The sequence below is a fragment of the Pseudomonas sp. P5_A12 genome (genome assembly GCF_056400685.1).
Genome location: NZ_JBFUKU010000139.1, coordinates 1 through 14434, shown reverse-complemented (window position 1 = coordinate 14434; position 14434 = coordinate 1). Strand labels below are relative to the sequence as shown.

Annotated in this window: 12 protein-coding genes and 1 pseudogene; 9 read left to right on the top strand and 4 right to left on the bottom strand. The window is 59.2% G+C overall.

Annotated elements, in window-relative coordinates:
- Positions 1-180, top strand: a pseudogene (locus AC1DSG_RS18495) (IS4 family transposase); the annotation flags it as partial.
- A gap of 47 nt (positions 181-227) precedes the next feature.
- On the opposite strand, the gene AC1DSG_RS18490 reads toward AC1DSG_RS18495, so the two are convergent.
- From AC1DSG_RS18490 to AC1DSG_RS18475, 4 genes are all read right to left on the bottom strand, one after another.
- A complete protein-coding gene (locus AC1DSG_RS18490; RefSeq protein WP_477792170.1) occupies positions 228-3074 on the bottom strand; it encodes a valine--tRNA ligase in 2847 nt (948 codons plus the stop codon).
- Positions 3075-3203: 129 nt separating this feature from the next.
- Complete coding sequence (locus AC1DSG_RS18485; protein WP_477792169.1) at positions 3204-3605, bottom strand: DNA polymerase III subunit chi; 402 nt, start codon at positions 3603-3605, stop codon at positions 3204-3206.
- Positions 3606-3613: 8 nt separating this feature from the next.
- Positions 3614-4042, bottom strand: a complete 429-nt coding sequence (locus AC1DSG_RS18480; protein WP_477792168.1) for a DNA polymerase III subunit chi — start codon at positions 4040-4042, stop codon at positions 3614-3616.
- Positions 4043-4102: 60 nt separating this feature from the next.
- Positions 4103-5593 (bottom strand): leucyl aminopeptidase, encoded by a 1491-nt coding sequence (locus AC1DSG_RS18475; RefSeq protein ID WP_477792167.1) that lies wholly within the window; start codon positions 5591-5593, stop codon positions 4103-4105.
- 308 nt (positions 5594-5901) lie between these two features.
- Here AC1DSG_RS18475 and lptF point away from each other — a divergent pair, with 308 nt between their 5' ends.
- The 8 genes from lptF (at position 5902) to pdxJ (ending at position 14325) form a co-directional block, all read left to right on the top strand.
- Complete coding sequence (gene lptF / locus AC1DSG_RS18470; RefSeq protein ID WP_477792166.1) at positions 5902-7020, top strand: LPS export ABC transporter permease LptF; 1119 nt, start codon at positions 5902-5904, stop codon at positions 7018-7020.
- Positions 7013-8074 (top strand): LPS export ABC transporter permease LptG, encoded by a 1062-nt coding sequence (lptG, locus tag AC1DSG_RS18465; protein WP_477792165.1) that lies wholly within the window; start codon positions 7013-7015, stop codon positions 8072-8074. The genes lptF and lptG overlap by 8 nt, the downstream gene beginning before the upstream one ends.
- Positions 8075-8244: 170 nt before the next feature.
- Positions 8245-10044: a translation elongation factor 4 gene (gene lepA / locus AC1DSG_RS18460; RefSeq protein ID WP_477792164.1), complete on the top strand. Its 1800-nt coding sequence runs from the start codon at positions 8245-8247 to the stop codon at positions 10042-10044.
- Positions 10045-10049: 5 nt separating this feature from the next.
- Positions 10050-10904 carry a signal peptidase I gene (gene lepB, locus AC1DSG_RS18455; protein WP_477792163.1) on the top strand — a complete coding sequence of 285 codons (855 nt, stop codon included), beginning with the start codon at positions 10050-10052 and terminating at the stop codon, positions 10902-10904.
- A gap of 184 nt (positions 10905-11088) precedes the next feature.
- A complete protein-coding gene (gene rnc / locus AC1DSG_RS18450) occupies positions 11089-11778 on the top strand; it encodes a ribonuclease III (protein ID WP_477792162.1) in 690 nt (229 codons plus the stop codon).
- Entirely contained in the window at positions 11771-12673 is a 903-nt protein-coding gene (gene era / locus AC1DSG_RS18445) for a GTPase Era (protein ID WP_007944847.1), read from the top strand. The genes rnc and era overlap by 8 nt, the downstream gene beginning before the upstream one ends.
- 174 nt (positions 12674-12847) lie before the next feature.
- Entirely contained in the window at positions 12848-13534 is a 687-nt protein-coding gene (gene recO / locus AC1DSG_RS18440; RefSeq protein ID WP_477792161.1) for a DNA repair protein RecO, read from the top strand.
- Between the two features lie 47 nt (positions 13535-13581).
- The gene (gene pdxJ / locus AC1DSG_RS18435) at positions 13582-14325 is read left to right on the top strand and encodes a pyridoxine 5'-phosphate synthase (RefSeq protein WP_219095821.1); all 744 of its coding nucleotides are present in this window, start codon (positions 13582-13584) and stop codon (positions 14323-14325) included.
- Positions 14326-14434: the final 109 nt, after the last annotated feature.

The following is a 14434-nucleotide window of genomic DNA, read 5'->3' as shown; positions in this document are numbered from 1 at the left end:
ATCAATAGCGTCTCCGCCGACCGTTCCGGGAACATCCCCAAATACCTGGCTGAGCTGCATGCTTCAGCCATGCATTACGTCCTGCCTCATCGGCGAGAGGAGCGCATCTACCCCCGGGCTATCAGGCTCAAATCCCCGAAGTATCCGATCAGAAAGAAAAATGCCAGTCAGCTTAACTGACTGGCATTAGGCCGTTGCGGGCCTCCCTTTTTCATTGCGGTTCGCCGTTACAGGCTGGCAATCCGCGCATGCTGCTCGGCCAGCTTGCCCAAAGCCTGTTCGGCTTCAGCCAGTTTGGAGCGTTCCTTCTCGATGACTTCAGCCGGAGCCTTGTCCACGAAACCAGCGTTGGACAGCTTGCCACCGACGCGCTGAACTTCACCCTGCAAGCGCAGGATTTCCTTGTCCAGGCGCGCCAGCTCGGCGTCCTTGTCGATCAGGCCGGCCATCGGCACCAGCACTTCCATCTCGCCAACCAGTGCGGTGGCGGACAGCGGTGCTTCTTCGCCGGCAGCCAATACAGTGATCGATTCGAGGCGAGCCAGCTTCTTCAGCAGAGGTTCGTTCTCGGTGAGACGACGCTGGTCTTCGGCGCTGACGTTTTTCAGGAACAGGTTCAGCGGCTTGCCCGGACCGATGTTCATTTCGCCACGGATGTTACGCGTGCCGAGCATCAGGCCCTTGAGCCATTCGATGTCGTCTTCGGCACCCTGATCGATGCGCGCTTCATTGGCCACTGGCCAAGGTTGCAGCATGATCGTCTTGCCTTCGATACCGGCCAGCGGCGCGATGCGCTGCCAGATTTCCTCGGTGATGAACGGCATGAACGGGTGCGCCAGACGCAACGCCACTTCCAGTACGCGAACCAGCGTACGGCGTGTGCCGCGCTGACGTTCGACCGGCGCGTTTTCGTCCCACAGCACAGGCTTGGACAGTTCCAGGTACCAGTCGCAATACTGGTTCCAGATGAACTCGTACAAGGCTTGTGCCGCCAGGTCGAAACGGAACTGGTCGAGCTGACGGGTCACTTCGGCTTCGGTGCGTTGCAGCTGCGAGATGATCCAGCGATCGGCAAGGGACAGCTCGTAGGCTTCGCCGTTCTGGCCACAGTCTTCGCCCTTGTCCAGAACATAACGCGCGGCGTTCCAGATCTTGTTGCAGAAGTTGCGATAGCCTTCGACGCGGCCCATGTCGAACTTGATGTCGCGACCGGTGGACGCCAACGAGCAGAAGGTGAAACGCAGGGCGTCGGTGCCATAGCTGGCGATGCCGTCGGCGAACTCGTCGCGGGTCTGCTTCTCGATCTTCTTCGCCAGTTTCGGCTGCATCAGGCCGGAAGTGCGTTTCTGCACCAGTTCTTCCAGTTCGATACCGTCGATGATGTCCAGCGGGTCCAGGACGTTGCCCTTGGACTTGGACATCTTCTGGCCCTGGCCGTCGCGGACCAGACCGTGAACATAAACGGTCTTGAACGGAACCTGCGGCGTGCCGTCTTCGTTTTTCACCAAGTGCATGGTGAGCATGATCATCCGGGCAACCCAGAAGAAAATGATGTCGAAGCCAGTCACCAGTACGTCGGTGGAGTGGAATTTCTTCAGGAACTCGGTCTGCTCAGGCCAGCCCAGCGTGGAGAAGGTCCACAGGCCCGAACTGAACCAGGTGTCGAGAACGTCGTTGTCCTGCTGCAGCGCAACGTCCGGGCCGAGGTTGTTCTTGGCACGCACTTCGGCTTCGTCGCGACCGACGTAGACTTTGCCTGATTCGTCGTACCAGGCCGGAATCCGGTGGCCCCACCACAGCTGACGGCTGATGCACCAATCCTGGATGTCGCGCATCCACGAGAAGTACATGTTTTCGTATTGCTTGGGCACGAACTGGATGCGGCCGTCTTCAACAGCAGCGATCGCAGGCTCGGCCAATGGTTTGGTCGACACGTACCACTGGTCGGTCAGCCACGGCTCGATGATCGTGCCGGAGCGGTCGCCTTTCGGCACTTTCAGCGCGTGATCGTTGACGCTGACCAGCAGGCCGGCGGCGTCGAATGCAGCAACAATTTGCTTGCGGGCTTCGAAACGTTCGAGGCCGGCGTAATCGGCCGGGATCTTGCCGTCGATGCTTTCGTTCAGCGTGCCGTCGAGGTTGAACACCTGGCAGGCTGGCAGCACGACCGCATTCTTGTCGAAGATGTTCAGCAGCGGCAGGTTGTGGCGCTTGCCGACTTCGTAGTCGTTGAAATCGTGGGCCGGGGTGATTTTCACGCAGCCGGTGCCGAATTCAGGGTCGCAGTAATCGTCGGCGATGATCGGGATGCGGCGGCCGACCAGCGGCAGCTCGACAAATTTGCCGATCAGGGCTTTGTAGCGTTCGTCGTTCGGGTTAACGGCCACGGCGGCGTCGCCGAGCATGGTTTCCGGGCGAGTGGTCGCGACGATCAGGTAGTCAATGCCTTCCGCGGTTTTTACGCCGTCGGCCAGCGGGTACTTGAGGTTCCACAGGAAACCCTTCTCGTCGTGGTTTTCCACTTCGAGGTCGGAAATCGCCGTGTGCAGCTTGGTGTCCCAGTTGACCAGACGCTTGCCGCGGTAGATCAGGCCGTCTTCGTGCAGGCGCACGAAGGCTTCTTTCACGGATTCCGAGAGGCCGTCATCCATGGTGAAGCGCTCACGGCTCCAGTCTACGGACGAGCCGAGGCGACGGATCTGACGGCTGATGTTGCCGCCGGATTCATCTTTCCATTCCCAGATCTTCTCAAGGAATTTCTCGCGACCCAGGTCGTGGCGGCTCTGGCCTTTGGCTTCGAGTTGACGCTCCACCAGCATTTGCGTGGCGATACCGGCGTGGTCGGTACCCGGCTGCCACAGGGTGTTGCGACCCTGCATGCGGCGGAAACGGATCAGGGCGTCCATGATCGCGTTGTTGAAACCGTGACCCATGTGCAGGCTGCCGGTGACGTTCGGCGGCGGGATCATGATGGTGTAGGACTCGCCCGCGCCTTGCGGGGCGAAGTAATTCTCTGACTCCCAGGTGTTGTACCAGGAAGTTTCAATGGCGTGCGGCTGGTAGGTCTTATCCATGCGCGGCGGGACCCTATTGGCATTTATTCAGGAAAAGCCGGCAAGTATAGCCTCGGGGGCAGCGGCAAGCTACAAGGCACAAGCTGCAAGAAGGGTGCGGCTGGCTTGGCTTTTGCTTTTGCTTGCAGCTTAAAGCTTGCCGCTTGTAGCTGCGGCGAGCAGCCGTTCCATCCGCGCATCAAGCCGGCGCTTGATCTCGGTTTCAATGTGCGGAGCGAAGTCATCGATCACGTCTTGCATGATCAACAGCGCGGCAGCGCGCAGTTCGTTGTCCAGATGCAGCAAGGCGTCGGGTCCTTTGCCGGGTTCCGGCGAAGTTTGCGGGGCGGGGGCGGGTGGCGGAGTCGGTTCGACCGGCTGCTGCACATTGCCGACAGCCTCTAACAACATGGGAATCTGTTCCTGATCACCGTCAACGACCGTGTCGGTCAGCAGCGGTGGTTGCAGGTTGTCATCGCCGAGCAGTTGGCGGATCGACTCGAGGTCGTCCAGTAAGAGCGCGGACTTTTGCTGCGGTTTCGGAGTGTCCATTGGAATGCTCAGAGTCGCTGTAAACGGTGGTCTTGCAGAGGATAGCCCTGTTCGCGGTAGAAACGGAAACTCTCCCGCGCAGCCGCACGAATCGTCGGATCTTCCACCACCACTTCCGCCACGCGGGCGAACTTGTTGGCGAATGCCGGGACTTTCAGGTCGAGATTGACCAGCAAATCCTGGTGCTGACCGCAGTCATCGCCAAGCCCCAGAACGATCAGACCATCCGGTTCGCTTTCGGCAGGACCATGAGGCACGAAGCTTTCGCCCTTGAAGGCCCACAAACGGGCATCGAGATCTTCACGCTGGGCGGCATCGCTGCAATGCAGGTAGATGCGGTGCCCCATGCGCCAGGCTTTTTCGGTGAGCTTGCAGGCGAAATCCAGCCGTGCCGACGGATCGGCGCTGGGCAGGATATAGAAGTCGACTTTGGTCATTGCGGTTCCTGAGCCAGGAATGACGTCACCCGAGAGTGACGCCGGCCCTGGTCAACGGTTTCAGGCTTTTGCGCGGTCCAGCAGGTATTGGGTCAGCAATGGAACCGGACGGCCAGTGGCGCCCTTGTCCTTGCCGCCGCTGGTCCATGCGGTACCGGCGATGTCCAGGTGCGCCCAGTTGAGGTTCTTGGTGAAGCGCGACAGGAAGCAGGCGGCGGTGATGGTGCCGGCTTTCGGGCCGCCAATGTTGGCGATGTCGGCAAACGGGCTGTCCAGTTGCTCCTGGTATTCGTCGAACAGCGGCAATTGCCAGGCACGGTCGTCAGCCGTTTGGCCGGCGCTCAGCAGTTGGCCGATCAGTTCGTCGTTGTTGCCCAGCAGACCCGAAGTGTGGGAGCCCAGGGCTACGACGCAAGCGCCGGTCAGGGTTGCGATGTCAATCACGGCTTGCGGCTTGAAGCGCTCGGAGTAGGTTAGGGCATCACACAGCACCAGACGGCCTTCGGCGTCGGTGTTGAGGATCTCCACGGTCTGGCCGCTCATGGTGGTGACGATGTCGCCCGGGCGCGAAGCGTTGCCGCTCGGCATGTTCTCGGCGCAAGCCAGGATGCACACCAGGTTGATCGGCAGGTTCAGCTCAAGCACGGCACGCAGGGTGCCAAAAACGCTGGCGGCGCCGCCCATGTCGTACTTCATTTCATCCATGCCGGCGCCCGGTTTCAGGCTGATTCCGCCAGTGTCAAAGGTGATGCCTTTGCCGACCAGCGCGTACGGCTTCTCGGATTTCTTGCCGCCGTTGTATTGCATGACGATCAGGCGCGGCGGTTGGGCGCTGCCCTGGCCTACGGCGTAGAACGAGCCCATGCCCAGATCCTTGATCTTCTTTTCGTCAAGGACTTCGACTTTCAGGGCTTTGAATTCTTTACCGAGGTTCTTCGCTTGTTCGCCGAGGAACGTCGGGTGGCAGATGTTCGGCGGCAGGTTGCCCAGGTTGCGGGTAAAGGCCATGCCGTTGGCTATAGCGGTGGCGTGGGTAACGGCGCGCTCGACTTCAGCCTGTGCAGCCTTGATGGTCAGCAGGGTGATTTTCTTCAGGGCGCGAGGTTCGGCTTTCTGGCTCTTGAACTGGTCGAAGGTGTATTCGCCGTCCACCAGGGATTCTGCCAGCAGGCGGGTTTTGCCATAGCTGTCGCGGCCTTTGACCACGACTTCATCCAGCGCCAGAACGGCATCGCTGCCGCCAAGGCCTTTGAGGGTGTTGAATACGCCGGAAATGATTTTGCGGAAAGGACGGTCGCCGAGCTCTTCGTCCTTGCCCACACCTACCAGCAGAACGCGTTCAGCCTTGAGGTTCGGCAAGCTATGCAGCAACAGACTCTGGCCAACCTTGCCGGCGAGGTCGCCGCGCTTGAGCACTGCACTGATGGCGCCGCCACTCAGTTCGTCCAGTTGTTTGGCCACGGCGCCGAGCTTGCGGCCTTCGCCGACGGCGACGACCAGAGTGGCGGTTTTCAACGTTTCTGGGCTAACGCTTTTTACAACCAGTTCCATGTCCGGGTCCCTGAATAATGGTCAACGTGCGTGGGCAAAACGGCGACGCACAGACGCTTGCTTATATAGATAGAAAGACGCAGGCCGTGGCCCGCGATAAAGGCCGCAGTTTGAACCTCGCTTCGTGCGCCTGACAACCCTCGGTTGTACGATCTTCAGCGCATTGACCGCCAGCTTGAGCATGCGCAGTGACAGGTGCACCCAATCACAGGATAATGCGCCATCTTTTTCGGCAGCTCTGCCCCGCGGGCTGTCTGATACGTTTGCTTGTTTGGCCGCCTTAGCCTGACAACCCTGGAGTCTCTGGTTTGATCGTCTTCCGATATCTGTCCCGCGAAGTCCTGTTGACCTTGAGCGCAGTCAGCGCCGTGCTGCTGGTCATCATCATGAGCGGTCGCTTCATCAAATACCTTGCCCAGGCGGCTGCGGGCCTGCTGGATCCGGGGTCGCTGTTCCTGATCATGGGCTTCCGTCTGCCGGGTTTCCTGCAACTGATCCTGCCACTGGGCCTGTTTCTCGGAATCCTGCTGGCGTACGGTCGCCTGTACCTCGAAAGTGAAATGACCGTGCTGTCGGCAACCGGCATGAGCCAACAGCGTTTGTTTGTCATAACCCTGTTTCCGGCCACGCTGGTTGCGCTGGTCGTGGCCTGGCTGAGCCTGGGCCTGGCGCCACAAGGTGCCAATCAGTTCCAGTTGCTGCTGAACAAGCAGGATGCGCTCACCGAGTTCGATACCCTGGAGCCGGGTCGCTTCCAGGCCTTGCGTGACGGGACTCGGGTGACCTATACCGAGCAACTGACCGATGATCGTGTCAATCTGGCGGGTGTGTTCATTTCGCAGAAAAACACCAACTCCGACCAGAAGGATCGCGGGATCTCCGTGCTGGTGGCAGAGAAGGGGCGTCAGGAAATTCGTCCGGACGGCAACCGCTACCTGATTCTCGACAACGGTTATCGATATGACGGTAATCCGGGGCAGGCCGACTACCGAGCGATCAAATACGACGAGTACGGAGTCTTGCTGCCAAAACCGGATGTCAGCGACGAAGTGACTGATCGTGATGCAATGAGCACCCGTACCTTGATCGACAGCACTGACACTCGCCTGCGCGCTGAGCTGCAATGGCGTCTGTCCTTGCCGTTGCTGGTGTTCATCGTGACCCTGATGGCGGTGCCGTTGTCGCGGGTCAACCCGCGCCAGGGCCGTTTCCTCAAGTTGCTGCCGGCGATTCTTCTTTATATGGCTTACCTGACCATCCTGATTGCGGCGCGCGGCGCCCTGGATAAGGGCAAGATTCCGCCTGCCTTGGGGTTATGGTGGGTTCACGGGATTTTCCTGGTCGTCGGTCTCGGATTGCTTTACTGGGAGCCGTTGCGCTTGAAGATGGCGAGTCGCCGCAGCGCACTGGAGGTGGCTCGTGGTTAAGCTCGATCGCTACATCGGTAGCAGCGTATTTTTGGCAATCCTGGCGGTGCTGGGGATCATTCTCGGCCTGGCCACGCTGTTCTCTTTCATCGATGAGATGAGCGAAGTCAGCGACACCTATACCCTGCTGGATGCGTCCAGTTACGTCTTGCTGACGGCCCCGCGCCGTCTTTACGACATGTTGCCCATGGCGGCACTGATCGGATGCCTGATTGGCCTCGGCAGTCTGGCCAGCAACAGTGAGCTGACCATCATGCGCGCCGCGGGCGTGTCGATCGGTCGAATCGTCTGGGCGGTCATGAAGCCGATGCTGGTCCTGATGGTCGTGGGGGTGCTGATCGGCGAATACGTTGCGCCGGCCACCGAAGTCACCGCGCAGGCCAATCGCTCGCTGGCTCAGGGCAGTGGCGATGCGCAAAGCGCCAAACACGGCCTTTGGCACCGCCAGGGTGACGAGTTCATTCACGTCAACTCCGTGCAGCCCAATGGCCTACTGTATGGCGTGACTCGCTATCGCTTCGACAAAGAGCGACACATGCTGTCGTCAAGCTTTGCCAAGCGTGCCGAGTTCGACAAGGATCACTGGCAACTCAGCGACGTTACGACCACGGTGTTCCATGACAAGAGCACCGAAGTGGTCGTCACCCCCGTCGAGCGCTGGGAAATTGCCCTGAGCCCCCAGTTGCTGGACACCGTGGTAATGGCGCCTGAGTCGCTGTCAATCAGCGGTCTGTGGAGTTACATCCACTATCTCGCTGACCAGGGCCTGAGCAATGGCCGCTACTGGCTGGCGTTTTGGGTAAAGGTGTTGCAGCCTCTGGTGACTGCCGCGCTGGTACTGATGGCTATTTCCTTCATCTTTGGTCCTTTGCGCTCCGTAACCCTCGGTCAGCGGGTGTTCACCGGTGTTCTGGTGGGCTTCACTTTCCGTATCGTCCAGGATTTGCTGGGGCCTTCGAGCCTGGTGTTCGGTTTCTCGCCGCTGTTTGCGGTGCTTATTCCGGCCGGTTTTTGTGCCCTGGCCGGTGTCTTGCTGTTGCGCCGGGCCGGCTGATCAAGGGTTTTTCTGGCCTTGTCGGTCACTCAAAACGCCCCTGTCGCAAGACCGGGGCGTTTTTGTACCTGCCGTCTGACCTGCAAACGTGACGCTTGCGCCGTGGATCAGGTACAATTCCCGGCTATTTTTCGGCGGGCTATGCCTGCAGCCTTTTTGAGTGTTGATCCGTGAGTGATTTGAGTCATATCCGCAATTTCTCCATCATCGCCCACATTGACCATGGCAAGTCGACGCTGGCTGATCGATTCATCCAGATGTGCGGCGGCCTTGCCGAGCGCGAAATGGAAGCCCAGGTGCTGGACTCCATGGACCTGGAGCGTGAACGCGGGATCACCATCAAGGCCCACAGCGTCACCCTTTATTACACCGCTCGCGATGGCATCAAGTACCAGCTGAACTTCATTGACACCCCGGGCCACGTTGACTTCACCTACGAAGTCAGCCGGTCGCTGGCGGCCTGTGAAGGTGCGTTGCTGGTGGTCGATGCCGGCCAGGGCGTTGAAGCGCAGTCGGTTGCCAACTGCTACACGGCGATCGAGCAGGGCCTGGAAGTCATGCCGGTCCTGAACAAGATCGACCTGCCACAGGCCGATCCGGACCGCGTCAAAGAAGAAATCGAAAAAATCATCGGCATCGATGCCACCGACGCGGTCGAGTGCTCTGCCAAGACCGGCCTGGGCGTCGACGAAGTGCTCGAGCGCCTGGTCGCCACCATTCCTGCACCGACCGGCAACTATGAAGATCCGCTGCAAGCGTTGATCATCGACTCATGGTTCGACAACTACCTGGGCGTTGTTTCCCTGGTACGTGTACGTCACGGTCGTGTGAAGAAAGGCGACAAGATCCTGGTCAAATCCACCGGCAAGATCCACCTGGTGGACAGCGTCGGTGTATTCAACCCGAAACACACCCCAACCGTTGACCTGAAGGCCGGTGAAGTGGGCTTCATCATTGCCAGCATCAAGGACATCCATGGTGCGCCAGTGGGCGACACCCTGACCTTGAGCTCGACGCCAGACGTCGACGTGCTGCCGGGTTTCAAACGCATTCAGCCGCAGGTCTACGCCGGTCTGTTCCCGGTCAGCTCCGACGACTTCGAAGACTTCCGTGAGGCCCTGCAAAAGCTCACGCTCAATGACTCGTCCCTGCAGTACACCCCGGAAAGCTCCGACGCCCTGGGCTTCGGCTTCCGTTGCGGGTTCCTCGGCATGCTGCACATGGAAATCATCCAGGAGCGCCTGGAGCGCGAGTACAACCTGGACCTGATCACCACGGCACCGACGGTAATCTTCGAGCTGCTGCTCAAGACCGGTGAGACGATCTACGTCGATAACCCGTCGAAGCTTCCGGACGTGTCCTCGATCGAAGACATGCGCGAGCCGATCGTGCGGGCCAATATTCTTGTGCCGCAGGAGCACCTGGGTAACGTCATTACCCTGTGCATCGAAAAACGTGGCGTGCAGCACGACATGTTGTTCCTCGGTTCCCAGGTTCAAGTGACCTACGATTTGCCGATGAACGAAGTGGTCCTGGACTTCTTCGACCGTCTGAAATCGACCAGCCGTGGTTATGCTTCGCTGGATTACCATTTCGACCGTTATCAATCGGCTAGCCTGGTGAAACTGGACGTGCTGATCAACGGTGACAAGGTCGATGCCCTGGCGCTGATCGTTCACCGCGACAACTCGCACTACAAAGGTCGCCAGTTGACCGAGAAGATGAAGGAGCTGATTCCTCGGCAGATGTTCGACGTCGCGATCCAGGCCGCCATTGGCGGGCAGATTGTCGCGCGGACAACCGTCAAGGCCCTCAGAAAGAACGTATTGGCCAAATGCTACGGTGGCGACGTCAGCCGTAAGAAAAAGCTGCTGGAAAAGCAAAAGGCCGGTAAAAAACGCATGAAGCAAGTCGGCAACGTGGAAATTCCACAGGAAGCCTTCCTTGCAGTGCTCAGGTTGGATAGTTAGGTCCTATGTCACTAAATTTCCCGCTGTTGCTGGTCATCGCCGTGTTCGTCTGCGGCCTGTTGGCGTTGCTCGATCTGGTTTTCCTGGCGCCACGCCGGCGTGCTGCCATTGCCTCCTATCAGGGCAGCGTCAGCCAGCCTGATGTGGTGGTGGTCGAGAAACTGAACAAAGAGCCGCTGCTGGTCGAATACGGCAAGTCGTTCTTCCCGGTGTTGTTCATCGTGCTGGTCCTGCGTTCGTTCCTGGTGGAACCGTTCCAGATTCCTTCCGGCTCGATGAAACCGACCCTGGATGTTGGCGACTTCATTTTGGTGAACAAGTTTTCTTACGGGATCCGCCTGCCGGTGATCGACAAGAAAGTCATCGAAGTGGGTGATCCACAGCGCGGCGATGTGATGGTGTTCCGCTACCCGAGCGATCCGAACGTCAATTACATCAAGCGAGTCGTGGGCCTGCCGGGTGACAAGATTCGTTATACCGCTGACAAGCGTCTGTTCGTCAATGGCGAGTCGATTGCCGAGCAACTGGTCGGCTCCGAGCCGGGCACCTTGGGCAGTGCTGAGCTCTATAAGGAAAAACTCGGTGTTGCCGAGCACATGATCCGCAAGGAAATGAGCCGCTATCGCGCGACCCCGGACCATTCGTGGACCGTGCCGGCCGGGCACTACTTCATGATGGGTGACAACCGCGACAACTCCAACGACAGTCGCTTTTGGGATGATCCAAGTATTCCCAAAGATCTGCTGGGCATGGTTCCCGACAAGAATATCGTCGGCAAGGCCTTCGCAGTCTGGATGAGCTGGCCGGAACCTAAACTCAGTCACCTGCCGAATTTTTCGCGGGTTGGCCTGATCAAGTAATCACACACGGCGCTGTTGAACACAGCGCCGAATGCTTTTCTGGAGTCGACACAATCGGCACCGTTAGCATGAAGCCAATGATATTCAGGACGTTATTTTTGAACACAGCGTTAATTGTCCCAGGCCTGCGCCGACTCTCGGCGATGGCGGTGGAATCCAACCACGAACTCAGCGTGGGTAAACCGTGAGCGTCTCCTTAAGCCGTCTCGAGCGTCAGCTCGGCTACACCTTCAAGGATCAGGAACTGATGGTCCTGGCCCTGACTCACCGCAGCTTTGCCGGGCGTAACAACGAACGTCTGGAATTCCTCGGTGATGCCATCCTTAACTTCGTCGCTGGCGAGGCGCTGTTCGATCGCTTCCCGCTGGCGCGTGAAGGCCAGTTGTCGCGCTTGCGCGCGCGCCTGGTGAAAGGCGAGACCCTGGCCGTGCTGGCCCGCGGTTTTGATCTGGGCGACTACCTGCGCCTGGGCTCCGGTGAATTGAAAAGCGGCGGTTTTCGTCGCGAGTCGATTCTGGCCGATGCCCTGGAAGCGCTGATTGGTGCGATCTACCTCGATGCTGGCATGGATATGGCGCGCGAGCGCGTGCTGGCCTGGCTGGCCGGTGAGTTCGAAGGCCTGACATTGGTCGACACCAACAAAGATCCAAAAACACGCCTGCAGGAATTCCTGCAATCGCGTGGTTGTGAGCTGCCACGTTACGAAGTGGTGGATATCCAGGGTGRGCCGCATTGCCGGACGTTCTTCGTCGAATGTGAAATCACCTTACTGAATGAAAAAAGCCGAGGTCAGGGTGTGAGTCGTCGTATTGCCGAACAGGTAGCGGCCGCCGCAGCACTGATTGCCCTGGGTGTGGAGAATGGCAATGACTGATTCAACTGCAACTCGCTGTGGCTATGTTGCCATCGTCGGCCGTCCCAACGTGGGCAAGTCCACGCTGCTGAACCACATCCTGGGTCAGAAACTGGCGATCACCTCGCGCAAACCGCAAACCACCCGCCACAACATGCTGGGCATCAAGACTGAAGGCGCCGTGCAGGCGATCTACGTCGACACCCCGGGCATGCACAAAGGCGGCGAAAAAGCACTGAACCGCTACATGAACAAGACTGCGTCGGCGGCGTTGAAAGACGTCGACGTGGTGATCTTCGTCGTGGACCGCACCAAGTGGACCGACGAAGACCAGATGGTCCTCGAGCGCGTCCAGTACGTGACCGGCCCGCTGATCGTGGCGCTGAACAAGACTGATCGCATCGAAGACAAAGCTGAACTGATGCCCCACCTGACCTGGTTGCAGGAACAGCTGCCGAACGCGCAGATCATGCCGATCTCGGCCCAGCACGGGCACAACCTCGAAGCGCTGGAACGTGTGATTGCCGGTTACCTGCCGGAAAACGATCACTTCTTCCCGGAAGACCAGATCACCGACCGCAGCAGCCGCTTCCTCGCCGCTGAACTGGTGCGCGAGAAAATCATGCGCCAGATGGGCGCCGAGTTGCCGTACCAGATCACCGTGGAAATCGAAGAGTTCAAGCAGCAGGGCAAAACCCTGCACATCCATGCCTTGATCCTCGTTGAACGTGACGGCCAGAAGAAAATCATCATTGGCGACAAGGGCGAACGCATCAAGCGTATCGGCACCGAGGCGCGCAAGGACATGGAGCTGCTGTTCGACTCCAAGATCATGCTCAACCTCTGGGTCAAAGTGAAAGGCGGCTGGTCTGATGACGAGCGCGCGTTGCGTTCGCTGGGTTACGGCGACCTGTAATCGTTTAACCTGGATGCACAAAGATCGAATGTGGGAGCGGGCTTGCTCGCGAAAGCGGTGTGACATACAACGAAGATGTTGAATGTTAAGCCGCCTTCGCGAGCAAGCCCGCTCCCACATTGGTTAGCGCTGTTTGCACTGGCTGTATTCTTCCTTCAGAGATATTCGAACCGCATGTCTCAACCCCCCACCCCCCAACCCGCCTATGTGCTTCACAGTCGCGCCTACCGCGAAAACAGTGCGTTGGTGGATTTCCTCACGCCGCAAGGTCGGCTGCGGGCGGTGTTACGCAGTGCGCGGGGCAAGGCCGGGACATTGGCGCGGCCGTTCGTGCCGCTGGAAGTCGAGTTCCGGGGGCGCGGTGAATTGAAGAACGTTGGGCGGATGGAAGCCGCCGGTGTTTCAACCTGGCTCAGTGGTGAGGCGCTGTTCAGCGGCCTCTACCTAAATGAGCTGTTGATTCGCCTGCTGCCCGCCGAAGACCCGCACCCCGCCGTATTCGATCACTACGCCGCCACCTTGCTCGCACTGGCCGAAGGCCGTCCGCTGGAGCCGTTGTTGCGTTCTTTCGAATGGCGCCTGCTCGACGATCTCGGTTACGGCTTTGCTCTGACCACGGACATCCACGGCGAGTCCATCGCCCCGGACGGTCTCTACCGTTTGCAAGTGGATGCGGGTCTGGAGCGGGTCTATCTGCTGCAACCCGGACTGTTCAATGGCACCGAACTGTTGGCCATGGCCGATGCCGATTGGACTGCGCCCGGCGCGCTGTCCGCCGCCAAGCGTCTGATGCGTCAGGCATTGGCCGTGCACCTGGGTGGTCGTCCGTTGGTAAGTCGTGAGCTGTTTCGCAAGCCGTAGTCTCCCCGTATGCTGTGCGCCGAATCTTTCAATTCAGGAGCGCTTCCGTGACCACCAGCAATCGCATTCTTCTTGGCGTGAACATCGACCACGTTGCCACCCTGCGTCAGGCCCGGGGCACTCGTTACCCGGATCCGGTCAAGGCGGCACTGGACGCGGAAGAGGCGGGCGCTGACGGCATCACCGTGCATTTGCGCGAAGACCGTCGGCACATCCAGGAACGCGACGTTCTGCTGCTCAAGGACGTGTTGCAAACCCGCATGAACTTCGAAATGGGTGTCACCGAAGAAATGATGGTGTTCGCCGAACGCATCCGCCCGGCCCACATTTGCCTGGTCCCGGAAACCCGTCAGGAACTGACCACTGAAGGTGGCCTGGACGTGGCAGGGCAGGAAGCGCGGATCAAAGCCGCCGTGGATCGTTTGTCGAAGATTGGCTGCGAAGTGTCGCTGTTCATCGACGCGGATGAGCGGCAAATTGAAGCGTCCCGCCGTGTTGGCGCTCCTGCTATCGAGCTGCACACTGGTCGTTACGCCGATGCCGAGACGCCAACTGACGTGGCTGAAGAGCTCAAGCGTGTGGCCGATGGCGTGGCGTTTGGTCTGGCTCAAGGGCTGATCGTCAATGCCGGGCACGGGTTGCATTACCACAACGTTGAAGCGGTGGCGGCAATCAAAGGCATCAATGAACTGAACATCGGCCATGCGCTGGTGGCGCATGCGCTGTTTGTTGGCTTCAAGTCGGCGGTGTCTGAGATGAAAGCGCTGATTCTGGCGGCTGCAAAAGCCTAAAGCCAACACGAAGCAAATGTGGGAGCGGGCTTGCTCGCGAAAGCGGTTCAACATTCAACATTTATGTCGACTGTTACACCGCTTTCGCGAGCAAGCCCGCTCCCACATT

What these genes read in the sequence shown, in the direction of transcription:
- AC1DSG_RS18485 (WP_477792169.1), bottom strand. Translation starts at nt 3,605, where the DNA reads ATGGACACTCCGAAACCGCAGCAAAAGTCCGCGCTCTTACTGGACGAC.
- AC1DSG_RS18480 (WP_477792168.1), bottom strand. Translation starts at nt 4,042, where the DNA reads ATGACCAAAGTCGACTTCTATATCCTGCCCAGCGCCGATCCGTCGGCA.
- lepB (WP_477792163.1), top strand. Translation starts at nt 10,050, where the DNA reads ATGTCACTAAATTTCCCGCTGTTGCTGGTCATCGCCGTGTTCGTCTGC.
- recO (WP_477792161.1), top strand. Translation starts at nt 12,848, where the DNA reads ATGTCTCAACCCCCCACCCCCCAACCCGCCTATGTGCTTCACAGTCGC.
- AC1DSG_RS18490 (WP_477792170.1), bottom strand. Translation starts at nt 3,074, where the DNA reads ATGGATAAGACCTACCAGCCGCACGCCATTGAAACTTCCTGGTACAAC.
- era (WP_007944847.1), top strand. Translation starts at nt 11,771, where the DNA reads ATGACTGATTCAACTGCAACTCGCTGTGGCTATGTTGCCATCGTCGGC.
- AC1DSG_RS18475 (WP_477792167.1), bottom strand. Translation starts at nt 5,593, where the DNA reads ATGGAACTGGTTGTAAAAAGCGTTAGCCCAGAAACGTTGAAAACCGCC.